The following is a 22,923-nucleotide window of genomic DNA, read 5'->3' on the forward strand; positions in this document are numbered from 1 at the left end:
TGGCCCGACCTGCGCTGGCAGGCCATCATCGGCGCCGCCAACGTCGTCATCGACAGCACCCTGGTCCGCGCACCGGACACCCCGCGACCCGACCTGCCGGACGACCCGGCGCCGTGGTCATGCGTCGTCGCCGACACCCTGCAGAGCTGGCCCGACGCCCGCCAGGTCAACCCCGACGTGCCCACCCGCTGGCTGGTCGAGACCGACCGCCACCGCCTCTGGTTCACCCACGGCCTGCTCCAACTGGTCGACGAGCGCGACGACTGACGGCCGCAGCCCGGCGCTCGACCGCCACAACGCGAACACCCGGCGCGACGGCGCCGGCGAGATCGGCACACACCGCACCCCGGCCGGCAGCGGCCCGCGTCCCAACCGCGGGATGACCGCCGCACCGAGCCCGGCCGCGACCAACGCGAGCTGGGTGGCGTGCTCCGACGCCGTGTGCACGATCCGCGGCGCCGCACCCAGCGAACGCAGCGTCACCACCAGCCAGTCATGACAGATCTGCCCGGCACTCCAGCCGATCCAGTCCATAGTGGCCAGTGAGGCGAGCGAGACCACGGACCGGTCCGCCAGCGGGTGCGAAACGGGCAGGGCCACGTCGAACGGGTCGACGAGCAAATGCCGCCGGGCCAGACCGGCCGGCACGACCAGCGGATCGGACGCCCAGTCCTGCACGACCGCGACATCGACGAGCCCACGCGCCAGCAACGGCACCGCCTCGTGTGGTTCCTGCTCGACCATCGAGACGGTCAACAAGGGGTACGAAGCCCGCAGCGCCGCCAACGCCAGCGGCAACAACCCCCGCGCCGCCGTCGCGAACGCGGAAACGGTCAGCCGCCCCGTCACCGCTCCCCGCAACGCCTCCAGCGACGCCGACACCCGCTCCGCATGATCGAGCAGGGCCTCCGCGTGCGCGGCCAGCACCGCACCGGCGCCGGTCAGCCGGATGCCCCGCCCGTGCCGCTCGACCAGCGGCTGCCCGACCTCACGCTCGAGCCGGGCGATCTGCTGCGACACCGCCGACGTGGTCACGTGCAGGGTGCGCGCCGCGCCGACCACCGACCCGGCGGCCGCGACGGCGTGCAGCACCCGCAGCCGCTCCAGGACCAACATCGTAGAGATGCTACGCGGTCAGGTCGACAAAGTGTCGCTTGTGCTGAACAGTCGACCGGCGGCAGCCTCGACAGCCATGGACACCATCACGATCGGCGGCGACCTCACCGTCCACCGCCTGGGCTTCGGCGCGATGCGCCTGACCGGGCCGGGCCGCGACCGGGCCGACGGCCAGAAGATCCTCCGCCGCGCCCTCGAGCTGGGCATCGACTTCGTCGACACCGCCGACTCGTACGACCTCGGCGACAACGAGACCCTGATCGGCGACACCGTCGGCGCCCACGAGCCGGTGGTGATCGCGACCAAGGGCGGCCACGTCAACCTCGGCCGCCGATGGATCCCGCTGGGCCGCCCCGAATACCTGCGCCAGCAGGCACTGCTGAGCCGCAAGCGCCTGCGCCGCGACCGGATCGACCTCTACCAGCTCCACCGGGTCGACCCCGCCGTCCCGCTCAGCGACCAGGTCGGCGCGCTCAAGCAGCTCCAGGACGACGGCGTGGTGCGGCACGTCGGGCTCTCCCAGGTGACCGTCGAACAGATCGAGGAGGCCCGGAGGATCACCCCCATCGTCAGCGTCCAGAACCGCTACAACCTGCACGAGCGCCAGGACGACGAGGTCGTCGACCACTGCACCCGCCACGGCATCGCCTACATCCCGTGGGCGCCCCTCGCAAAGGGCGTACACAGCAGAGAAGCCCTGTCCTGGCTCCTGGCCCGGTCCCCGGTGATCGTGCCGATCCCGGGCACCTCCCGCCTGGACCACCTGGAAGAGAACTGCACACTGTAATCAACCGGACATGGGTACGCCGCGCGCGGTGGGACCATCGGCACGTGGAGCTGTGGGAGCGGGCGGCGCCGCTGCGGGTGCTCGACGAGCTGATGCGGGCCGGCGGCGGGGTCGCGCTCGTCTGTGGCGAGGCCGGCGTCGGCAAGTCGGCGCTGGTGAGCGAGTTCGCCCGACGTGCGGCCCGAGCTCGGTTCCACTGGGGATGGTGCGACCCGCTGGTCACGCCGCGAGCGCTCGGTCCTCTGCACGACATCGCCCGGCAAACGGGCGGCACCCTGGCGAAACGGCTCGCGGCAGGTGCCCAGCCCGAGGAGATCCTCGCCGCGCTGCTCGACGAGCTGGACCACCCCGTGACGCGACCAGTGCTGGTCGTCGAGGACGCCCACTGGGCCGACGACGGCACCCTCGACCTGCTCGTGCTCCTAGGCAGAAGGATCGCCCAGCACCCCGCACTGCTCGTGGTCACCTACCGCGACGACGAGATCGGCACCGGCCACCCGCTGCACCGGGTGCTGGGCGCCCTGCGCGGCACCCGCATCCGGCTCGCCCCGCTCTCGGCCGCGCGGGTCGAGGCAGAGGCCAACCGGGCCGGCCGCGACGCCCACCGCGTTCTCGCCCTGACCGGCGGCAACCCCCTCCTGCTCACCGAGCTGCTCGCAACGAAAGGCGACACCGCACCGGCGGGGGTACGCGGCCTGATCCTCGACCGCCTGAACACCCTGCCGCCGAAGGCCCGCGACCTGGCCCACCTGGTCGCCGTCGTCCCGACCCGCGCCGAGAAGGCGCTCCTAGCCGGCCGCGACGACCAGATCGACCGCTGCGTGGCCGGCGGCGTCCTCGTAACGGCCGGCGACGGGGTGGCCTACCGACACGAGCTGCTGCGCACCGCGGTTGAGGACGCGCTCGCACCTCGCGAGCGGGCGGCCCTCCACCAGACGGTCCTCGAAACCCTGGCCGGCCAGGACGGCACCGACCCCGGCCGGCTCGTGCACCACGCCCGCGCCGCGCAGGACGTCGACGCCGTGCTCCACTGGGGACAGATCGCCGCCACCGCCGCCGCTCGGCAGGGCGCCCGGCGCGAGGCCGCCGAGCACTACCGGGCCGCCGCCGCTCACGCCGACCGCCTCCCGCCACCCGAGCGGGCCGCCCTCCTGGAACGCTTCGCGGTCGCGGCCTACCTCGCCGGCGCCGCCGCCGACGGACTCGCCCCGCTGCACACCGCGATCGCGATCCGGCAACGGCAAGGCGATCCCGTGCCGCTCGGCGCCGCCTGGCGCTGGCTCTCCCGGATCGCCTGGTGGTCCGGCGAGGGCACGCTGGCCCGCACCGCGGCGGACCGGGCGGTCGAGGTGCTCGCGGCACAGCGGCCGGGCCGCGAGCTGGCGATGGCCTACAGCAACCTCTCCGGGCTCAAGATGTTCGACTACGCCTTCGCCGAGTCGATCGACCTGGGCGAGCGGGCCCGCGCCCTGGCGGAGGAGTGCGGCGACCACGAGACCGCGATCCACGCGATGATCAACGGCGGCACGTCGGCGATGCAGCTCGACCGGCCGGACGGCCGGGCCGTCCTGGAGGCGGCGCACGCGGCCGCGGCCGCGGCGGGCTACGCCGACCAGGCGACCCGGGCGCTGCTCAACCTCGCCGGCGTGCTCGCCGAGCAGGCGCGGTTCACCGAGGCCACACCGGCGCTCGACCGCGCCGTCGAGCACGCGCGCGAGCAGGACCTCGCCGGCTACCTGCAGTGCCTGCTGGGCACCCGGGCCGGGGTCAGGTTCCAGGCCGGCGACTGGGCCGGCGCGATCGCGGACGCCGAGGAGTCACTGCGCCTGCCCGCTCAGGGCGGCATCGGCCGGGTGCCGGCGCTGGTCGTGCTCGGCCGCGTCCACGGCGCCCGCGGCGACCGCGAGCGCTCCCGCGAACACCTCGACGAGGCCGACCGCCACGCCGGCCCGTCCCGCGAGCTGCAGTGGGTCGCACCGACCAAGAGCGCGCGGGCCGAGCATTTCGTCTGGTACGGCGAACCGGAGCGGGCAGCCACCGAAATCCGGCACGCCCTCGACCGGGCCACCCGCGAGCACGCCCCGCCGCACAGCGGTGAGCTGGCGTTCCGGCTCTGGCAGGCCACCGGAGAAGCACACGCGCCCGCGGACGCGCTCGCGCCGTACCGCTGGATGATCGACGGCGACTGGCAGTCAGCGGCCGCGGAGTGGGACCGGCGCGGCGGCCACTTCCTGCGACTGGAGGCGCTGGCCCTGGGCAAGACCGCCACCGAGGCGGTCCGCGGGCTCGACGCGCTCGGCGCCCCCCAGGCGGCCGACTGGCTCCGCGGCGACCTGCGCCGGCGCGGCGTCCGCGGCATCCCCCGCGGCCCACGCCGGGAGACCGCCGGCCACCCGGCCGGGCTCACCCCCCGCCAGGCTGAGGTGCTCGGGCTGATCGCCGACGGCCTGTCGAACGCCGACATCGCGTTGCGGCTGCGGCTCGCGCCCAAGACCGTCGACCATCACGTCTCCGCCGTGCTGGCCCGGCTCGACGTGACCAGTCGCGGGCAGGCGGCGGCCCGCGCACGCAAGTTAGGGATTTCTCCCCATTCCCGGAACGGTTCGGCTGCCTAGCGTCGACGGCGTAACCGTTACCCGAGGGGGAAACATGCCTGGAAAGGCCGTAGTCAGCCTGGTCACGGGGCTCGAGGACCCGGAGAAGGTCACCGTCGCGTTCCTGGTCGCCGTCGGTGCCGCCGAGCAGGGCCGGCCGACGCTGATGTTCCTGACCAAGGAGGCGACCCGGCTCGCCACGGACGGTGTCGCGACCGGCGTCGCCTGCGACGGCTGCCCGCCGCTGGCCGACCTGACCCGGCGCTACGCCGCGGCCGGCGGCAAGCTGCTCGTCTGCCCGATCTGCTTCGACTCCCGCAAGCTCGACAAGGGCGACCTGGTCGAGAACGCGGAGCTGGGCGGCACGGTGCCGATGTGGCAGTGGATCGGCGACGAGGGCGCGACGACGTTCAGCTACTGAACCCGGTGCGGTCGTCGTGCGTACCCATGTGCGGCGGCCGCTTCTCTCCGCAAAGCCGAGCGACCACCGGGCCGCCGCCTCTCCCCCAGGAGGCGGCGGTCATCCCTTAGGTGTCAACAGGCCGCGATGGAACGCCTCGGCGACCGCGGCCGCCCGGTCGCTCACGCCCAGCTTCGAATAGATGTTGAGCAGGTGCGTCTTGACCGTCGCCTCGCTGATGAACAGCGCCGCGGCCGCCTCCCGGTTGGTCTTGCCGGCCGCGACCAACTCCAGCACGGTCAGCTCCCGCTGGCTCAACGGCCCGGCGCCGGGCGCGCGGACGCGGTGCATCAACCGGCCGGCCACCGCGGGCGCGAGCACCGACTCGCCCCGGGCCGCCGCCCGCACCGCGCGCAGCAACTCGTCGCGCGGCGCGTCCTTGAGCAGGTAGCCGGTCGCGCCCGCCTCGATCGCCGGCACCACGTAGCTGTCGGTGTCGTACGTCGTCAGCACCAGCACGTGGCTGCGCACGCCGAGCCGGGCCAGCTCGCCGATCGCGGTGACGCCGTCGGTGCCGGGCATCCGCAGGTCCATCAGGATCACGTCGGGCCGCAGCGCCCGGGCCAGCCGCACGGCCTCGTCGCCGTCACCGGCCTCGCCGACCACCTCGAACTCCGGGTCGCTGGCGAACATGCCGGTCAGACCGTTGCGTACAACCGGATGGTCGTCCACGACCAGCAGCGAGATCATGCCGGCACCGCCGCCGAGATCGCCGTGCCGGCGGCCGGCTCCGACTCGACCTGCAGGGTCCCGGAGAGCCCCTCGATCCGTTGCCGCATGGCCAGCAGCCCGTAGCCGCCGGCCGACACCGGTGGCCGGGCCGGGTCGAAGCCGCAGCCGTCGTCGCGCACGTCGAGTGCCACCGAGCCGTCCAGATAGGACAGCGTCAGGCCCACCCGCCGCGCGCCGGCGTGCGCCGCGACGTTGGCCAGGGCCTCCTGGGCGGTACGCAGCAACGCCAACTCCGCCTCCGGCGACGTCGGCCGCTCGTCGCCGGTGGTGGTCACCTCGACCGGAATGCCGTGCCGGGCCGACCACTGCTCCGCCACCCCGGCCAGCGCGTCGGCCAGCCGGGCACCGCGCAACGGCTCGGGCCGCAGGGCGTGCACCGACCGGCGGGCCTCACGCAGGCTCTCCCGGGCCAGGTCGGTGGCCGCGGCCAGGTGCCGCCGCCACCGGTCGGGCTCGACGGCCGCCTGCTCGGCCGCCTGGAGCTGGGTGATGATGCCGGTCAGCCCCTGCGCCAACGTGTCGTGGATCTCGCCGGCCATCCGCTGGCGCTCGTCGTGGACACCGGCGTGCCGGGCCTGGGTCAGCAGCCGCTCGTGCAGCGCCGCGTTCTCGGCCAGCGTGGCCTCCAGCCGCCGGTTGGCCTCGCTCAGCGCGACCAGGGCGCGGGCCCGCTCGCCCTGCTCGAGGTCGGAGTGCCAGTCGATCCAGGCGAACGCGCACATCGGCACGGCGTTGATCAGGATGATCGCGGCGTACCAACCGATCTCAGCACCGGAGAAGGCGATTCCGGACGCCTGGGCGATGCCGGCCGAGACGGCGACCGCGAACACCCCGGGGATCCGCCACGGCCACCGCAGCACGCTGAACGCGAAGAAGTAGCCCGCCGGCGTGAGGAAACCGAACCAGGGCGCGATCAGGACCAGCATGAGCAGGATCGCGTAGAAGCCGACGAAGAACACCGCCATCAGCACCGGCCGCACCCGCCAGGCGGGCCGAATCGTGTAGAGGCAGAACACCCAGACCGCCGCGAGCAGGCACAGCCCGAGGACCATCCGGGTCTCGGCGGTCGAGTCGGTCAGCAGCGGGCTGAAACCGCCCAGGATCGCCAGCAGCGCGTACGGCGCCAGGTTCGCCCACCGGGCCCACCGAAGTGTGCCCGGGTCCACGGCCTCCCACGGCATCGCGTTCGGCATGGTTGGAACCTACTCCCACCGGAAGAGACGGATGCCGAGCAGCGCGGTCACCACCACGTACCCCGCGAGCAGCAGCAGCCGCCACGCCGGTGGCCAGTGGCCCGCGCCGGCGTCGCTCAGCGCCTGGACGGCCGCGCCGAGCGGTGTGGCCTCGCTCACGTGTCGCAGCACCGCGGGCATCGCCTGGATCGGCAGCCACAGCCCGGCGAAGAACATCATCACGTAGAACAGCACGGACCCGATCGCGTTGGCCGCCTTCGCGGTCGGCGTGACCGCCGCGACCAGCACCGCGATGCCGATCAGCGCGAGCGCGGCGAGCAGCGCGCTCAACGCGAACGCGAAGGGTTGGCGAGGCAGCGGCACGTCGAACGCGAGCCGCGCCACCGCCAGCAGCAGGATCACCGACACCACGGCGGTGGCGAGGCAGATCGCGAACTGCGCTCCCAGCACGCGGGCCGGGCCGACCGGAGTGGTGCGCAGGCGGCGCAGCACGCCCTGCTCCCGGTAGCTCGCCAGCGTCGGCGGGAGCGTGTTGAGCGCCAGCATCGCGATGACGAAACCCACGAGGATCGGCGTGTACGTGTGGAGCAGCGGCTGCCCGTCGATGCCGTTCGCCGGATCGGTGAAGAAGTCGATGTTGCCGAACACGCACAGCAGCGCGGTCGGGAACAGCACGCCGAAGATCGGCCCGACCTTGTCGCGCAGGAACAGGGTGAACTCGGTGGCGGTGAGCCGCCGCAGCGCGTCAGTGGACATCGGCGTGCTCCCCGGTCAGCGCCACGAAGGCGTCCTCCAGCGTGGCCCGTTCGACGCCGAGCTCGGCGGCGGCGCGCTTGGTCAGCGCGGCGGGGCTGTCGACGGCCACCACCCGGCCGGCCTCGATCACCGCGACCCGGTCGCAGAGCCGCTCGGCCTCGTCCATGAAGTGGGTGACCAGCAGGATCGTGACCCCGCGGGCCCGGACGTCCTCGATCAGCCGCCAGGTCTCCCGCCGGGCGCGGGGGTCGAGCCCGGTGGTGAGCTCGTCGAGCACCGCGACCCGCGGGTTGCCGATCAGCGCGAGCGCGATCGAGAGCCGCTGCTGCTGGCCGCCCGAGAGCTTGCCGAACCGGGTGCCCCGGATCTCGTCGAGCCCGAGCGCCGCCATCAGCGCCGCCGGGTCGGCGGGCGTGCGGTAGAAGGACCGGTAGAGGTCGAGCGCCTCACCGACCCTCAGCTTCTCGGGCAGGTGCGCGTCCTGGAGCTGGACGCCCAGTTGCTGGGTCAGCTCCGCGCGGTCGCGCACCGGGTCGAGCCCGAGCACCCGGATCGTCCCGCCGTCGGCCCGGCGCAACCCTTCGACGCACTCGACCGTCGTGGTCTTGCCCGCGCCGTTCGACCCCAGGATCCCGAAGATCTCGCCCTCGTCGACGCGGAACGAGACGTCCGCCACGGCGACCGTGTCGCCGTACCGCTTGTGCAGCTCTTGAACCTCGATGACCGTTGTCATGCCGTCAACGGTCCCAACGCGGGGCGCCGCCGGGCACCGACCAGCCGGCGACGGGCGACCCGGCCGTGGTGGATTCCGCGAGTCAACCGATCGGTTGATGCGGGTCAGCCGAGGCTAGTGGAGCGCGCAGCAGGGGATCTCTTCCGGCATCTCGAACGGTGCGATGCGGCCGCCGGTGTGGGGCAGGGTGACCAGGGTCAGCTTGCCGTTCATCCACAAAGGACGCACATGGTCCCGCGTCTCGATCAACGTCTCCGGCATTGCGGGGGCGCCGCCCATCACCGTGACCCGCTCGATCGCGCTGCGGTCCAACAGGTCCGCGACGCTCAGCGTGCCGACGCAGGCGTCCTTGCCCGGATAGGCGAACGCCCGGCCGCCCTGGCCCGAGAGATGCTCCTCCCGGGCCAGGGCCGCCGCGGCGACGAGGCCGTCGGGGACGGCTGGCAGGTCCAGCTCGACCCCCGACGGCACCGCGATGCTGAACGCCACGTGCGGGCTCGGCACGCGCAACAGGTGTGTGCAGGCGACGACGCGGTCCCGATGCTCGCCGAGTCGCTCGACGAGCCAGTGCTCCGCCTCCCGCACATCCTTGTCCCCGCGGTCGAGTCCGACGTGGATGCTCATCTCAGTAGGTCTCGACGAAGATGGGGTTGGTGTAGAACCACAGGTCGGCCCACGGGTCGGCGTCACCGACAACGTCGATGGCCGGTCCCTGCGGGTCGACCGACACGCCCAGGTAGCCCGGCGCGCTGCGGTTGCCGTCGGTGCCCCGGACCCGCACGTAGTAGTCGGCCTCGGCGCGACCGAGCGCGTACGTGAAGGAGACCTTCTTCTGGCCCTTGCCGACCTCGAACGACTTCTCGACGCGCGTGTTCGGGGTGCTGAAGGTGTCCTTGTCCTGCACCTTGCCGGTGACCTTGCCGCGGATCACGTCGACCCGGGCCAGCTGCGGCACGAACTCCGCCCAGTTGGGCAGCGTCGCCAGGTCGATGGTGATGACCAGCTCGAGCGCGGTGCCCTTGCGGACCGAGACGCTGCCACCCAGCGGGGTGCCGCCGTCGCGCGACCGGTCGCCGGCCTTGCGGACCCGCATGTCGAGGCCGGCGAGCAGGCCGCCGTGGTCGACCCAGACCCGGCCGAGGCGCAGGCCGTCCATGACCGCCTTGTAGGAGTCGGTGGTGGCGCCGACGTGGGTCTTGCTGTAGTAGCCGGGCCAGAAGTCACCGTTGGTGGTGTTGACCTTGCCGCCGTGCACCGGGTCGAGGTAGTAACCCAGGGCGTTGAAGTCGGTGCTGCCCCGGACCGCGGTCTCCAGGAAGATGGTGTGCGCGTCCGAGTTGGCGGTGATCCACCACGGCTTGCCCTCGGCGAGCAGGCTGTCCCACAGGCCGCCGACGGTCGAGGTGAACCAGTCGAAGCCACCCCAGGTGCGGTAGCTCTCCAGCGGGTACGGGAACGAGTTGGCCGACGGGCTGTTGCCGTAGAAGCCACGGGCGCTGCCCGGGCCGCCGTTGGCGGTGGACAGACCGGCGGCCTGGTGGCCGGGTGCGCCCTCCCAACCGATCGCGATGCCCGGAGCCGCGTCGCGCCAGCCACGGACCTCGTGCGGCGAGTCGATGCCGTTGCGGGCCGGGTGGTTGGCCAGGAACAGCGCGTGCTCGACCTTGCCGCGCTTGACGGCGTCGCTGAGGAAGTTGAGGCCGGCGATGGCCAGCGCCTCGTTGGCCGGCGTGTTGGCGCCGGCGCCCTTGACGCTCGAGTCGTAGTCGTTCTCGAACTGCTTGAGAACCGCAACCTCGTTCTTGCCCGGGTGCACGAACACGGTGCCGTGCTCGGCCGCGGGGATGTTCCACTCGAGACCCTGGAAGATCAGGGTGTCCTTGAGCGCCTCACGGGCGGCGAGGATCTCCGGGTTGACGACGTCGACACCGATCTTGGCGTGCGCCTCGCTGCCGTGGTCGGTGATGACCATCCAGTCCAGGCCGTACGCCCGGCCGTGCTGCACCTGGTCGAGGACCCGGTACATCGCGTCGCTGCTGAAGCGGGTGTGGATGTGGTGGTCACCGGCGAGCCACTTGAAGCTGCCGCCGTTGTCGTCGTCGTGCTTGTCGTCGTCCTTGCCGTTGGCGGCGGCGGGGACGGCGCCGGCACCAGCGCCGGCGAACGCGCCGGCGGCGGCTACGCCCGCGCCGAGCAGGCCGGCCCGGCGCAGGAAGGCGCGCCGGCTGCGGTCCTCGGGGCGAAGCTCCTCGTCCGGGGTCGACAGGTCGAGAGCGGCGGGCAGGTCGCTGCCGCCGATCCCGACCTCGTCGTGGTGATGGTGGTGCCCATGGCCGTGGCCCATGTGTCCTCCTGGTGTATGGCGTGCCGTCGGCCAACATCACGGAGGGTGGAGAACGTCACGTGTTACCTGAACGCTCCTTACATGAACTTTGGGAGTTCGTTAGCTATGGCAAGGAGTTGAGGAACGGCTCGTGCGCGAGACGGAACTCGTCGCCGTAGTAGCGGTCCCAGTTGATGCTCCACGTCATCAGGCCCCGGAAGTTCGGGTTCGTCCCGCTGCGCGGTGCGTATCCGCCGCAGCTCTGGCCCCGCACCAGGCAGTTGACCGCCTGCTGCACGCCCGCCGGTGCCACGTACCCGTTGCCGGCGCTGACCGACGACGGCGTGCCGAACGCGATCTGGTCCTCGCGCAGCGGCGCGAAGACGTTGGCGGTGTTGCCGGCGACCGGGAAGCCGGCGAGCAGCATGTCGGTCATCGCGATGTGGAAGTCCGCGCCGCCCATGGTGTGGTACTGGTTGTCGAGGCCCATGATCGGGCCGGAGTTGTAGTCCTGCACGTGCAGCACGGTGATGTCGTCGCGCAGGGCGTGGATCACCGGCAGGTACGAGCCGGCGCGCGGGTCCTGCCCGCCCCACGGCCCGGAGCCGTAGTACTGGTAGCCGAGCTGCACGAAGAACGTCTCGGGCGCCATCGTCAGGACGAAGCGCGACCCGTACCGCTGCTTGAGCGTCCGCACCGCCGAGATGAGGTTGACGATCACCGGCGTGGTCGGGTTGCGGAAGTCGGTGTCGCCGGTGTTCAGCGACAGCGAGTGACCTTCGAAGTCGATGTCGAGCCCGTCGAGGCCGTACCGGTCGATGATGGCGGCGACGGAGCTGACGAACCGGTCCCGGGCCGCGGTCGTGGTGAGCTGCACCTGGCCGTTCTGGCCACCGATCGAGATGAGCACCTTCTTGCCGGCGGCCTGCTTGGCCCGGATCGCGGCGATGAAGTCGGCCTCGCTCTCGACGCCCGGGCACTCGCTGGCCGGGCAGAGCTGGAACCGGATGTCACCGGACGTCACGCTGGTCGGCTCGCCGAACGCCAGGTTGATGATGTCCCAGTCGGCCGGCACGTCGGCCATCCGCAGGTAGCCGGAGCCGTTGGCGAAGCTGGCGTGCAGGTAGCCGATCAGCGCGTGCTTGGGCAGGCCGGTCGGCGGCGGGGTGGTGCCGTTGGTCGTGCCGGTCACCGTGGCACTGCGCGGACCCTCACCGACGCCGTTGTACGCGGCGACGGCGTACGTGTGCGTCGTGTTGGCGCCGAGCCCGCTGATCGTGGCGCTGGTGCCGGTGACCGTGGCCCGGACCGCGGTGCCCTCGTAGACGCGGTAGCCGGTGACGGTGCCGGTCGGTGCGTTCCACGCGAGCGAAATCGAACTGCTGGTGGTGCCGGTGACCCGCAGCGCGCTCGGCGCGCCCGGCACGGTCGGGTTGGGCGGGTTGGACGTCGGCGGGTTGGAGGTCGGCGGTGTGGTCGGCCCGCCACCGCCGCAGGAGGCCCCGTTGAGCGTGCAGTTGGTCGGCGTGGCGGCGCCGGACCCGTTGAACCCGAAGGAGACCGAGGCACCCGGCGCGACGTTCCCGTTCCAGGACTTGCTGCGGAACGTGAACCGCTGCCCGGACCGCGTCATGTCCGCGTCCCAGAAGGTGTTGATGTTCGCACCGGCCGGCAGGTCGAACGCGACGGCCCACGAGGTGATCGCCGTCGTGCCGCCGTTGCTGACGGTGTAGCGGCCCTCCCAGCCGGAACCCCAGTCGGACACCTTGGTGAAGGTGGCGGTCGGCCCGGCCGCGGCGGCGCTGGAGGCGACCGCGACGGCACCGCCGGCGGCGGCCAGGACGGCGACCAAACCCATGACGATCGATCGGGTACGACGCATTGCGGGCCTCCACATATCGATGGATGCCCAATTATTAAGACTGTTAACTGTTCCTGTCCAGCCCCTCCTCCGGGGAAACCTGATTGCCCGCGGCGGCGGTGCCGGGGTAGACCCGAGCGGTGAAGAAGCCGCGCGTACGGGCCTCGTCCTATGTGACCCGCACCGGCCCGTCGGGCCTGGAACTGCTGGTCTTCCACTACCCCAGCCGACCGGACCAGGGACACCACGTGCCCGGCGGCGGCGTCGACCCGGGCGAACGCCCGGACCACGGCGCGGTCCGCGAGGCGGTCGAGGAGACCGGCATCGCCGGGACGCTCACCCACGCCGGCCTGGTCGGCACGGAGCTGGGCCACTACACCAACGGCTATCCGTTCATCGCCCTCTACTTCCACCTGACCACCGACGAGCCCCGGAACGCCTGGACCCACACGATGATCGGCGACCCGACCGCCTGGGACACGGGCCTACCGGTCGCCTGCCGCTTCGTCCCACTGGCCGACGCGGGCCCCCTGCTGCGCACGAGCTGGCTCGACCAGTCCCGCTACCTCGTGCACCTGGCGCCCGACCTCACCGCAAGCGGTCAACCAACTCGCTGATAGCCGCGATCGGCTCACCCGGCCAGGTCGGGTCGGTGTCCTGGAACTCCGTCGTGCGGATCACCGCCATGCCGACCGCCGCCGCGCCGGCCAACTCACCGTCGGCTCCGTCGCCGACGAACCAGCATCGGTCCGGGCGCACACCCAGGGCATCCGCGGCGGCGTGGTAGATCAGCGGGTCCGGCTTGGCCGCGCGGACCTGCGGCGAGAACGCCGCCGCGGCGAACCGGGTCGCCAGCGGACTTGCCGGCCACAGGTCGGCGGTCTCGGCCGTGGTGTTGCTGCAGAGCGCCAGTCGGTGACCGCGGGCGCGCAGGGCGTCCAGGGCCGCAAGCGTCGGCGGCGTGACGTTCGCGAGCAGTTCCGCACCCAGATCGCGGCGGAGCCGCACCGCGTGGTCGACCTCCGCCGGCGTCGGGCGGGCACCCAATCGGCCCGCGAGGATCCGCACGGTCTCGGCCGCGTCCCACCGGACCAGCCGGTCCGACCAGGTCTCGTGGTGGGCGCGGACGAAGGCGGCGGCGTCCACGCCGACCACCTCGGCCATTCGCTCCAGGACCCGGTCGCGCTCGGCGTCGGCGCCGGGAACGAGCGTGTTGAAGAGGTCGAAGATCAGAGCGTTGCGTGGCACCTCAGGACTTTATCGTCGCCTCAGAGATTGACCATAATCGACAAAGGTTGCCATCGTGACGTAAGCCGCGTTTCGTCCCTTGGCTCGTGGGTAAGCGGCCACGGATGGGCATCCGCCGAGGGAAGGACGCGTCATGAAGCCTGGTGGGAGCGCAGCGCTGGCGATGGGCGTCGGGTACGTGCTCGGCCGGCAACACAAGCTTCGCACGGCACTCATGCTCGGCGCCGCCGCGGCGGGCGGTCGCATGGCCGCACGCGGCCAGAGCGGGAACGGGCACAGCGGTGACGGGCACAGCGGCAACGGATCGGGCGGCGAGGCCAAGGGGCACAGCCACGGCCTGGCCGGCAAGCTCGGCAGCGCCGGCAAGTCGGCCGCGATCAGCGCGTTCGCGCGCTCCGCCGACCGGGTCGGTGACCGGCTCACCGAGCGGGCGGCCGCCATGCGGGGTTCCGGAGGGGAAGACAAGTGAGCCAGGGTACGAACGGCAACGGCCACGGCACGATCACCGGCAAGTTGGTCGCGGGGCTGCAGGACATGGCCGGTGCGCTGGCCGACCGCGCGATGTCCGTCGTCAACGAGCGGATGGACGAGGTGACCGACCGGCTCAGCGACTACGCCGGCAGCGGCGAGGGCGGTCCCCGCCAGGCCGCCGTGGCGAAGGGTCTCGAAAGTCTCCAGGGCGGCGAGTCGCCGGTCAAGGCGGTCGGGCGCGCCGGGCTGACCGGTGGCCGGGAAGAGGTCAAGAAGGCCCTCGGCAGGGGCAACGGCAAGAACGACCTCAAGGTCACCAACATCGTCGAGTCGATCGAGGTCGGCGTGCCGGTCTCGGTCGCCTACAACCAGTGGACCGAGTTCAAGACGTTCCCCAGCTTCATGAAGAAGGTGGAGGACATCGAGCAGGAGTCCGAGGAGAAGATGAAGTGGAAGGCCCAGGTGTTCTGGTCGCACCGCACCTGGGAGTCGACCATCACCGAGCAGGTGCCCGACGAGCGGATCGTCTGGTCGTCCAAGGGCGACAAGGGCGCGGTCGACGGCACCGTCACCTTCCACGAGGTCACACCTGACCTGACCCGGATCCTGGTTGTCCTCGAGTACCACCCGCAGGGCTTCGTCGAACAGACCGGCAACCTGTGGCGGGCGCCGGGCCGCCGAGCGCGGCTGGAACTGAAGCACTTCGTCCGGCACGTGATGCGCGAGACGATCCTCAACCCGGACGACGTCAAGGGCTGGCGTGGCGAGATCCGCGACGGCGAGGTGGTCCAGCAGGACGACCGCGCCGGCGACGAGGGCGACAAGACCAAGACCCCGGAGGAGCAGCCTGCGCAGAAGGAGACGGCGAAGAGCGGCTCCTCCTAGCTACCACTCCCGCGGTTTGCGCCGGGGCAGGCCCCGGTTGCGGCGCGGCGCGCGGTCCGCGGCGACGGTCGCCCGGGCGGAGATGTCGGGTTGGTCGACGGCACCGAGGTCGGCCTCCGCCGCGTGTTCGGTGACCTGCTTGCCCGCTTGTCCGGCCTGTTCGGCGACACCACCGACCGAACGGGTCGCGTCGCCCGCGCCCTCCCCGACCGCGTCGCTGAACTGGCCGACGTCGCCGGCGATCTCGCGGGTCGCGTGCGCGGCGCCGCCGCCGATCTCCCTGGTCGCCTCGCCCGCGCCGTAGCCGACCTCGCGGGTCGCCTCACCGGCGCCGCTGCCGAGGCGGCCCACCGCCGTGCCGGCGTTCTCCACCAGCGGCCCGATGATCTCCGGATGGTCGTCCACGGTGTCCAGCACCCGCTCGATCATGTGCGCGACGTTCTCCAGCCGGACCCTCAGCTGTGCCGCCGCCTCGACGCCCTCGATCTCGAGGTGCACCTGGTCGATCGCCGCGTCCACACCCACGTCGAGGTGCAGCAGGTTGAGCACGTGGGCGTTGAGCGACACCCGGGCCCGCAGGTTGGCCACGTCGACCGCGACCTTCTCGACCTCCAGCTTGGGGACGTCGAGGAAGACGTCCTCCTGGTGCCCGTCGGGCTGACGATCGGGCGGACGTACCCCATTTTCTGCCATGATTTCAGCATTTCAGGGATCGACCCCTGCACACCCCCGCTTCGCGCCAGCTAGGTGCGGGTGATGCGGACGGGGCGCGCGAAGAACGACTCCAGCACCACGATCGTCTCCGTGCTGCCGACCCCGTGCAGCCGGCGCAGCACGTCCTGCAACTCCACCGTCCCCGCCGTGCGGATCTTGAGCAACAGCGACGCCGTGCCGGCGATCACGTGGGCCTCCTCGATCTCCTCGATCGCCGCCAGCGCGTCGCGCGTATCCGCGTCGCCGACCCAGCGCTCGCTGCGGACCAGCACGAACGCGAGCACCGGCGTGCCGACGGCGGCCGGGTCGACCTCGATCGTGGTGCGCCGGATGACGCCTCGTTCGCGCAGCTTGCGTACCCGCTCATGGGTTGCCGCCGTTGACAACCCGGCGGCGGCCGCCAGCGCCGCGTAGGGCTGCGCCGCGTCGCGCTGCAGCTCGGTGAGCAGAATCGCATCCGCCTGATCCATCCAGATCCCGACTTTCATCCGGCCTTTGCTTCAACCAACGAACAGGATACGGTACGGGCATGCTGACGCCATACGACGTTCGACGTGAGGTCGATCAGGTCCCGGCCAGGTTCGAGTCGCTCGACGAGCGTTTCGGCCGCACCGACGGCGACGCCTTCCTCGAGCGGCTGTTCGCCAACGGGCGCTGGACCGAGGGCCCGGCCTACTTTCCCGCCGGGCGCTACCTGGTCTTCAGCGACATCCCCAACGACCGCCTGCTGCGCTGGGACGAGACCACGGGCGCGGTGGGGGCGCTGCGGCAGCCGGCGGGCTACACCAACGGCCACACCGTCGACCGCGCCGGGCGGCTGATCAGCTGCGAGCAGGGCAACCGCCGCGTCACCCGCACCGAGCCCGACGGCGCGATCACCGTGGTCGCCGAGCGCTACCGGGGCAAGCGGTTCAACAGCCCCAACGACGTGATCGAGCGGGCCGACGGCACGGTCTGGTTCACCGACCCGAGCTACGGCATCACCACCGACTACGAGGGCAACCAGGCCGAGCAGGAGCAGGACGGCTGCCACGTCTACCGGGTCGACCCGATCAACGGCGAGGTCCGGATGGTCGCCGACGACTTCGAGCGCCCCAACGGGCTGGCGTTCAGCGCCGACGAGCAGACCATCTACATCGCCGACACGCGGCGCAAGCACATCCGCAAGTTCACCGTCGCCGAGAGCACCAACCTGATGGGCGGCGACGTCTTCGCCACCTGCGACAACGGCTCGTTCGACGGGCTGCGGGTCGACGCCAGGGGCCGGGTCTGGGCCGCCGCGCACGACGGCCTGCACTGCTTCTCCCCCGAGGGCGACCTGCTCGGCAAGCTGCTCGTGCCCGAGATCGTCAGCAACCTGACGTTCGGCGGCCCGCAGCTCAACCACCTGTTCATCACGGCGACCACGTCGGTCTACACGCTGCGGGTCAACTTCAACGGCGCGCGCTATCCCAGATAGCCGCTGGCCACCGGCGCCAGCAGCACATAGGCCGCGGCCAGGCCGACCAGGGCCATGACCGGTGCGATCAGCCAGCGCTCGACCGGGCCGCCGGCCCGGAACCGCATGAACCGCGGCGTGCCCACCGTGCGCCACGTGCAGCCGCGCAGGCGGACCGGCCAGAACAGCGGGCTGCCCCAGTGGGTGAGCGAGTCGCCGAGCGAGTGCGCGAGCGTGCCCCAGCCGGCCGCGAGACCCACCCACCACCAGCTCGCCCCGGGCGCGGCCACCTCGCGCACGGCGACCGCGAACACCACGGCGGCGATCACCGAGCCGAGCGCCGCCGTGTATTTCCGCGCCCGCTTGCCGCGCACCTGGCCCGGGATCAGCGCGTCGACGATCTCGGCGCGGGTGTTGGGGCGCAGCGCCGTGTGCGTCGCCAGCCAGACCGCGAACCCGACGATGAAGATGCTGACGGAGACGCCCCAGAGGTGGCCGGCCAGCGCGGCCGCGGCGGTGATGCCGACCGCGAACGGCACGGTGTGCGTGACCAGGCGGTGCCCGCCCTGACCGGGGCGGCGGTCACAGTGGTCGCACGTGGCCTTGCCGAACGCGGCGGCGGCGTCGGACACGCCACGGGAGATCAGCCGGGTGATCGGGCCGAGCGTACGCGAGACCGTCGAGCTCGGGTGGTCGATGTCGGGTAGCAGCGCGAACCCGGCCGACACCGCCGCACCGGCCACAACCGACACCGGCGAGACCGAATGTCCCCATGCGACCATGCCGGCGCAACCACCCAACCAACCAACGGCTCCGGAGAGCGCGTGCGACTTGCCCATCATGGAGCCAAGTATCAGCGGCGCCCGCCAGCCGGCCCCGCCACGACACACGCGAGAATCTCTCTCAGTCCGGCTCCCAGCGCGCGGGATCCCGGGTCAGGCCCAGCAGGTAGGTGACCGAGCAGGTCAGCGCTTCCGCGAGGTCGGGCAGCTTGCCCAGGTCGAGCCGGCGGCCGTTCTCCATCGCGCTCACCGTGCGGTTGGTCAGCGCCAGGCCCCGCCGGGCCAGCAGGTCGGCGAGGTCGGACTGCGTGAGGTCGAGCTGCCGTCGCCGCTCACGGATGCGGCGGGCGCAGATCCACGCCCGCTCGGCGGTGCGGTCACTCGCCAGGTCGTCCGGCGCGTTCACGACGATCGCCGCCTTCCCACTACGGAACGCGGCCTAGTTTTCGCGGCATCGGGGAGTGCCGCAAGCGGTGACCGCGCTGGTCATCCGTGCGGGTGAACGGGCGTCCGGGCAACACAGTGGACCGCTCTTGAGCGACGACCCGCGCCCGGCCTATGCTGGCCGAAACAGCCGACATGATCGCTTTTGCCCAAACAAACCCCGCACCACCACCGCGCTGCCCCGTGGGATCTCCGCCGGATCCATTGATCGCGCCACAGAAGCAGAGGTGCAGCAGCGCACATGGACATCGACGCGGCCCGGGCCATCGCCGACACCGTCCTCTGCGCGGGACCGGTGCTGCGGCCCTACCGGGCCGCCGGCCACCGGGACCCGGGCCGGTGGCAGTTCGGCATGCTGATGCCGGCCGACCTCGCCGCCGCCGACGAGTCGCTGTCGGCCGTCGCGCAGACCGAGTGCCTGGTCGAGGGCGGCGGGCCGGTCCGGCTGCGGGTGCTGCTGCGGTTCCTGCAGGTCCAGCGCCGCAGTGTCTACCGTTGGCTGCCCGACCTGGGCCGGTTCAAGCCGGTCGGCTCGCTCGACGTCGACGGCGTCGCGCTCGTCTCCTGCGACGAGCCGGTCGAGCACGAGCAACTCGTCGAGGTCGACGACGCGACGCTGCCCGCCGCCGGCACCCGGCAGACCGTGCGGGTCTCGGGCGGCTTCGCCCGCACCGAACTGCACGACACCCGCGGCCGCCTGGTCGGCCAGGTGGTCCGCCACCGCCGGCCGCTGTGCGCGATGCTCAACGTGAGCGCCCAGCCCGTGCCGGCGCCCCGCCCGGCGCTGCGGCTGCGGGTCTGGGTGGAGAACCGCACCCGGGCCGGCGCCGACGGCGACGAGGTGGCGCTGACCACCGCGCTGGTCGCCACCCACCTGATCCTCTCGATCGAGGGCGGCGGTTTCGTGTCCATGGTGGACCCGCCCGGCTGGGCGGCGGAGGCCGTGGAGAACTGCGCCAACGTCGGGCTCTGGCCGGTGCTGGCCGGCCCGCCGGGCCGGCACGACACGTTGCTGGCCACCCCGCGCATCCTCCGCGACCACCCCGCCGACCTGCTCGACCACGCCGCCGACGAGCTGCTCCAGCTGCGCAACCTCGCCGGCTGAGCCTTGCGCGAGGGCTTGCGTCGCTACCGCGACCTGCTGCGCACCCCGGGTGTCCTCCGGATCGCCGTGCCCTCGCTGGTCGGCCGCCTGCCGATCGGGATGCTGACGCTGCTGTTCGTGCTGGTGGTCGCGGCCGGCACCGGCTCGTACGGCGCCGCCGGCCTGGCCACGGCGGCCAACTCGGCGCTGACCGCCTTCGTCGGCCCCGTGCTGGGCCGGCTGGCCGACCGTGGCCGGGCGGTGGGCGTGCTCGTCTGGTGCGGCCTTGCCCAGGCGGGGCTGCTGGTCGGCCTGGTGCTGGCGTTGCGGGGCGGCGGCCCGGCCTGGCTCGCGATCCTGCTGGCCGGGCTGGCCGGCGCGGTCAACCCGCCGATCGACCCGGTCACCCGCGCGGTGCTGCCCCGCATCACCAGGGGCCCCGAACAGATGCGCACCGCGTACGCCCTGGACGCGATCGCCGTCGACCTGACCTACGTGGTCGGGCCGGCGGTGGTCGGGCTGATCACCGCGGTCGCCGACGCGTACGTGGCGACGCTCGTGGCGGCCGCGGTGACCGTCGTCGGCTCGATCGGCCTGGCCACCGCCGGCCCTGTCCGCCGGGGCTGGCCCGCTCCCCCGCCGAACCGGCGGCGGGTGAGTCCGTTGCGGTCCGCCGGAATGCTGGTCGTGCTCGCGGTCGCGGGCCTGGCCTCGATCGCGTACGGCCTGCTGGAGGTGGCCATCCCGGCGCACGCGGCGCTGGAGGGGCACGCCCACCAGGCCGGGCTGCTGATCGCGGTGTGGAGCGCGGGCTCGATCGCCGGCGGCCTCTGGTACGCCAGCCGGACGTTCCGCACCCCGCCGTGGCGCCAGTACGGGATCCTCATGCTCGGCAACGTCGCCGGCTTCGGCGTGATCCTGCTCCAGCAGAACCTGTGGTCGCTGGCCCTGCTGCTGCTGTTCGCCGGCCTGTTCATCGCGCCGACCACCACGCTGGAGTTCACGCTGGTCGCGCAGCTCGTGCCCGACGAGTCCCGGGCCGAGGCGTTCACCTGGGCCAACACCTCGGTCTATCTCGGCTTCGCGGCCGGGTCGGCGCTGGCCGGCACCGCCCTCGCCCCGGTGCTCGGCACCCCCGACGGCCTGACCATCGCCGGCGCCTGCGCGGTCGGCGCGGTAGCGCTCGGCGCCCTGCTCGCCTGGAGCGCCCGCGGCGCGCTGCGCGTGTCCCCCGATTGAGGCGATCGGCACACCCGCGGCGCGCGACGGAGCAGAATCGGGCTTATGGAGCTCATCGCCGCCTACCGCCGCGCGCTGGGCGAATTCGGTGACCAGGTGGCCCGGATCCGCCCCGACCAGTGGGACGACCCGACCCCGTGCACCGACTGGACCGTGCGGGAGCTGGTCAACCACCTGGTCTACGAGGACCGCTGGTCGGTGCCGCTGATCAACGGGGCGAGCCTGGGCTCGATCGGCGACCGGTTCGAGGGCGACCTGCTGGGCGCCGACCCGGTCACCTCGGCCCGGGACGCGGCCGCCGAGTCGGTGGCCGCGGCGAGCGCGCCGGGTGCGCTCAACCGGACCGTGGAGCTGTCGTTCGGCATGACACCGACCGAGGAGTACCTGCGCCAACTGCTCGCGGACCACGTCGTGCACGGCTGGGACCTGGCCGCGGCGACCGGCGCCGACCGCGACCTCGACGCGGACCTGGTCCGCGAGGTGGCCGAGTGGTTCCCGGCCAACGAGGCCGGCTACCGGGCCGGCGGCGCGATCGCGGCGGCGGTCGAGGTGCCCGCCGGCGCCGGCACGCAGGACCGGCTGATCGCCGCGTTCGGCCGCGACCCGCGGTGGACCACCTGACACGTCCCGCCATAGCTGAGGACGGCTCGCGCACGGCGTAACCTGACGCGGTGCGTGCCGTCTACTACGAGGCCTTCGGCTCTCCTCCCCAGGTCAGCGACCTTCCCGACCCGACACCGCCGCCCGGTGGCGCGGTGGTGAGCGTGTCGGTGACGGGCCTGTGCCGCAGCGACTGGCACGGCTGGCGCGGCCACGACCCCGACATCGTGCCGCCGCACGTGCCCGGCCACGAGTTCGCCGGTGTGATCACCGAGATCGGCTCGGGCGTCACGCGGTGGCGGCCAGGCGACCGGATCACGGTGCCGTTCATCTGCGCCTGCGGCAGCTGCCCGAGCTGCCTGGCCGGCGACCAGCAGGTCTGCGAAAACCAGAGCCAGCCGGGTTTCACCCGGTGGGGCTCGTTCGCCGAGCTGGTCGCCATCGAGCACGCCGACGTCAACCTGGTCGGCCTGCCGGACACGGTCAGCGACGAAGCGGCGGTCAGCCTCGGCTGCCGGTTCGGCACGGCGTTCCGGGCGGTGGTCCACCAGGGCCGGGTCGCGCCGGGCGAGTGGGTGGCCGTGCATGGCTGCGGCGGCGTGGGCCTGTCCGCGGTGATGGTCGCCGCGGCCGCCGGCGCCCGGGTGGTCGCGGTGGACATCGCCCCGCGCGCCCTGGAGCTGGCCCGCCTCGCGGGCGCCAGCGAGATCGTCGACGCCTCCGCGATCCCGGGCGGCCCGGCCGACGTGGCGGCGGCCATCCGCGACCGCACGGGCGGCGGCGCCCACCTGTCGCTGGACGCGCTGGGCTCCTCGGTCACCTGCGTCACCTCGATCGAGTGCCTGCGCCGCCGGGGCCGCCACGTCCAGGTCGGCCTGCTGCCCGCGGTCACGGGCCGGCCCGCGCTGCCGATGGACCGGGTGATCGCGTACGAGCTGGAACTGCTCGGCAGCCACGGCATGCCGGCACACGCGTTCCCGGAGATGCTCCGCCTCATCGAGGCCGGCACCCTGCGCCCCGACGAGCTGGTCACCGACCACCTGACCCTGGACGAGGCCCCGGCGGCACTGATGTCGATGGTCCGCGCCCCGGTCAACGGCATCCGCCTCATCAGACCGACGTCAAGGTCAAGTTCTGGTTCCTGACTCGGGTCCGCGTCGGTCCGGACCGCTCCTCCCGCGAGACACCGCTCCGCTCCGCTGCGCTGCCAGGTCCGTCGTGGCACCTGGACGATCCATTCCAAAGATCGGTGCTATCAGACGGGCCGCGATCCAGACCATGATCATGTGTGGCTCATCTAGAAGGTCGGGGGCCACACCGATGATCGTGTGCACCGGGTCTGCTCGACTCGCCGCGCGGAAACACGACCAGCCGCACACGATCACGCCTCGCGCGTCCAACCGACCCGACCCGCCGCACACGATCACTCGCGAGCGCCTCGACCCCGGCGGTCGCCCGCACCC

23 protein-coding genes and 1 pseudogene are annotated in these 22,923 nt (G+C 72.5%); 11 read left to right on the forward strand and 13 right to left on the reverse strand.

Annotation, left to right across the window (positions count from 1 at the left end; translation table 11 throughout):
* Nucleotides 1–117: 117 nt before the first annotated feature.
* Nucleotides 118–1,116, reverse strand: a complete 999-nt coding sequence (locus Air01nite_RS32220; RefSeq protein ID WP_203707129.1) for a LysR family transcriptional regulator — start codon at nt 1,114–1,116, stop codon at nt 118–120.
* A 76-nt stretch (nt 1,117–1,192) separates the two neighbouring features.
* Here Air01nite_RS32220 and Air01nite_RS32225 point away from each other — a divergent pair, with 76 nt between their 5' ends.
* Genes Air01nite_RS32225 through Air01nite_RS32235 form a run of 3 tightly spaced genes read left to right on the forward strand, consistent with a single transcriptional unit; the run spans nt 1,193 to nt 4,918 of the window.
* Complete coding sequence (locus Air01nite_RS32225) at nt 1,193–1,903, forward strand: aldo/keto reductase (RefSeq protein WP_203707130.1); 711 nt, start codon at nt 1,193–1,195, stop codon at nt 1,901–1,903.
* A 44-nt stretch (nt 1,904–1,947) separates the two neighbouring features.
* Entirely contained in the window at nt 1,948–4,518 is a 2,571-nt protein-coding gene (locus Air01nite_RS32230) for an AAA family ATPase (RefSeq protein ID WP_203707131.1), read from the forward strand.
* A 34-nt stretch (nt 4,519–4,552) separates the two neighbouring features.
* Nucleotides 4,553–4,918, forward strand: coding sequence for a DsrE family protein (locus Air01nite_RS32235; protein WP_203707132.1), 366 nt, complete (start codon nt 4,553–4,555; stop codon nt 4,916–4,918).
* Nucleotides 4,919–5,017: 99 nt separating this feature from the next.
* Here Air01nite_RS32235 and Air01nite_RS32240 read toward each other — a convergent pair whose 3' ends face one another.
* The 7 genes and pseudogenes from Air01nite_RS32240 to Air01nite_RS32270 form a co-directional block, all read right to left on the reverse strand.
* Nucleotides 5,018–5,647 (reverse strand): response regulator, encoded by a 630-nt coding sequence (locus tag Air01nite_RS32240; RefSeq protein ID WP_203707133.1) that lies wholly within the window; start codon nt 5,645–5,647, stop codon nt 5,018–5,020.
* Entirely contained in the window at nt 5,644–6,882 is a 1,239-nt protein-coding gene (locus Air01nite_RS32245; protein ID WP_239091108.1) for a sensor histidine kinase, read from the reverse strand. The genes Air01nite_RS32240 and Air01nite_RS32245 overlap by 4 nt, the downstream gene beginning before the upstream one ends.
* 9 nt (nt 6,883–6,891) lie before the next feature.
* A complete protein-coding gene (locus Air01nite_RS32250; RefSeq protein ID WP_203707134.1) occupies nt 6,892–7,638 on the reverse strand; it encodes an ABC transporter permease in 747 nt (248 codons plus the stop codon).
* 67 nt (nt 7,639–7,705) lie between these two features.
* Nucleotides 7,706–8,371, reverse strand: a pseudogene (locus Air01nite_RS32255) (ABC transporter ATP-binding protein); the annotation flags it as partial.
* 114 nt (nt 8,372–8,485) lie between these two features.
* Nucleotides 8,486–8,995, reverse strand: a complete 510-nt coding sequence (locus Air01nite_RS32260; RefSeq protein ID WP_203707136.1) for a hypothetical protein — start codon at nt 8,993–8,995, stop codon at nt 8,486–8,488.
* Between the two features lies 1 nt (nt 8,996).
* Nucleotides 8,997–10,715, reverse strand: a complete 1,719-nt coding sequence (locus Air01nite_RS32265; RefSeq protein ID WP_203707137.1) for a PHP domain-containing protein — start codon at nt 10,713–10,715, stop codon at nt 8,997–8,999.
* 103 nt (nt 10,716–10,818) lie between these two features.
* Nucleotides 10,819–12,576, reverse strand: coding sequence for a chitinase (locus Air01nite_RS32270; protein ID WP_239091109.1), 1,758 nt, complete (start codon nt 12,574–12,576; stop codon nt 10,819–10,821).
* Between the two features lie 119 nt (nt 12,577–12,695).
* Here Air01nite_RS32270 and Air01nite_RS32280 point away from each other — a divergent pair, with 119 nt between their 5' ends.
* On the forward strand, nt 12,696–13,172 hold the full coding sequence (locus Air01nite_RS32280) for an NUDIX domain-containing protein (protein WP_203707138.1): 477 nt from the start codon (nt 12,696–12,698) through the stop codon (nt 13,170–13,172).
* On the opposite strand, the gene Air01nite_RS32285 is transcribed toward Air01nite_RS32280, so the two are convergent.
* Nucleotides 13,144–13,803, reverse strand: a complete 660-nt coding sequence (locus tag Air01nite_RS32285) for an HAD family hydrolase (RefSeq protein WP_203707139.1) — start codon at nt 13,801–13,803, stop codon at nt 13,144–13,146. The genes Air01nite_RS32280 and Air01nite_RS32285 overlap by 29 nt on opposite strands.
* 133 nt (nt 13,804–13,936) lie before the next feature.
* Here Air01nite_RS32285 and Air01nite_RS32290 point away from each other — a divergent pair, with 133 nt between their 5' ends.
* Nucleotides 13,937–14,272 (forward strand): hypothetical protein, encoded by a 336-nt coding sequence (locus Air01nite_RS32290; RefSeq protein WP_203707140.1) that lies wholly within the window; start codon nt 13,937–13,939, stop codon nt 14,270–14,272.
* A complete protein-coding gene (locus tag Air01nite_RS32295) occupies nt 14,269–15,159 on the forward strand; it encodes an SRPBCC family protein (protein ID WP_239091110.1) in 891 nt (296 codons plus the stop codon). Before Air01nite_RS32290 ends, Air01nite_RS32295 begins: the two co-directional genes overlap by 4 nt.
* Here the strand turns inward: Air01nite_RS32295 and Air01nite_RS32300 are convergent, their stop codons facing one another.
* A complete protein-coding gene (locus Air01nite_RS32300) occupies nt 15,160–15,852 on the reverse strand; it encodes a hypothetical protein (protein WP_203707141.1) in 693 nt (230 codons plus the stop codon).
* A 50-nt stretch (nt 15,853–15,902) separates the two neighbouring features.
* Nucleotides 15,903–16,343, reverse strand: a complete 441-nt coding sequence (locus Air01nite_RS32305) for an Lrp/AsnC family transcriptional regulator (RefSeq protein WP_203707142.1) — start codon at nt 16,341–16,343, stop codon at nt 15,903–15,905.
* 59 nt (nt 16,344–16,402) lie between these two features.
* On the opposite strand from Air01nite_RS32305, the gene Air01nite_RS32310 reads away from it, so the two are divergent.
* Nucleotides 16,403–17,332: an SMP-30/gluconolactonase/LRE family protein gene (locus Air01nite_RS32310; protein WP_203707143.1), complete on the forward strand. Its 930-nt coding sequence runs from the start codon at nt 16,403–16,405 to the stop codon at nt 17,330–17,332.
* Here the strand turns inward: Air01nite_RS32310 and Air01nite_RS32315 are convergent.
* Both Air01nite_RS32315 and Air01nite_RS32320 read right to left on the reverse strand, forming a co-directional pair.
* A complete protein-coding gene (locus Air01nite_RS32315) occupies nt 17,320–18,153 on the reverse strand; it encodes a metal-dependent hydrolase (RefSeq protein WP_203707144.1) in 834 nt (277 codons plus the stop codon). The genes Air01nite_RS32310 and Air01nite_RS32315 overlap by 13 nt on opposite strands.
* Before the next feature lie 61 nt (nt 18,154–18,214).
* Nucleotides 18,215–18,499, reverse strand: coding sequence for a helix-turn-helix domain-containing protein (locus Air01nite_RS32320; RefSeq protein ID WP_203707145.1), 285 nt, complete (start codon nt 18,497–18,499; stop codon nt 18,215–18,217).
* Between the two features lie 279 nt (nt 18,500–18,778).
* On the opposite strand from Air01nite_RS32320, the gene Air01nite_RS32325 reads away from it, so the two are divergent.
* From Air01nite_RS32325 to Air01nite_RS32340, 4 genes are read left to right on the forward strand one after another with little or no spacing between them, the layout of a single operon-like run.
* Complete coding sequence (locus tag Air01nite_RS32325) at nt 18,779–19,642, forward strand: hypothetical protein (RefSeq protein WP_203707146.1); 864 nt, start codon at nt 18,779–18,781, stop codon at nt 19,640–19,642.
* A 15-nt stretch (nt 19,643–19,657) separates the two neighbouring features.
* Nucleotides 19,658–20,860: an MFS transporter gene (locus tag Air01nite_RS32330; RefSeq protein ID WP_203707147.1), complete on the forward strand. Its 1,203-nt coding sequence runs from the start codon at nt 19,658–19,660 to the stop codon at nt 20,858–20,860.
* Between the two features lie 45 nt (nt 20,861–20,905).
* Nucleotides 20,906–21,481 (forward strand): TIGR03086 family metal-binding protein, encoded by a 576-nt coding sequence (locus tag Air01nite_RS32335; RefSeq protein ID WP_203707148.1) that lies wholly within the window; start codon nt 20,906–20,908, stop codon nt 21,479–21,481.
* Between the two features lie 50 nt (nt 21,482–21,531).
* The gene (locus Air01nite_RS32340; RefSeq protein WP_203707149.1) at nt 21,532–22,605 is read left to right on the forward strand and encodes a zinc-dependent alcohol dehydrogenase family protein; all 1,074 of its coding nucleotides are present in this window, start codon (nt 21,532–21,534) and stop codon (nt 22,603–22,605) included.
* Nucleotides 22,606–22,923: the final 318 nt, after the last annotated feature.

This window comes from Asanoa iriomotensis (genome assembly GCF_016862515.1).
GTDB classification, from domain to species: Bacteria; Actinomycetota; Actinomycetes; order Mycobacteriales; family Micromonosporaceae; genus Asanoa; species Asanoa iriomotensis.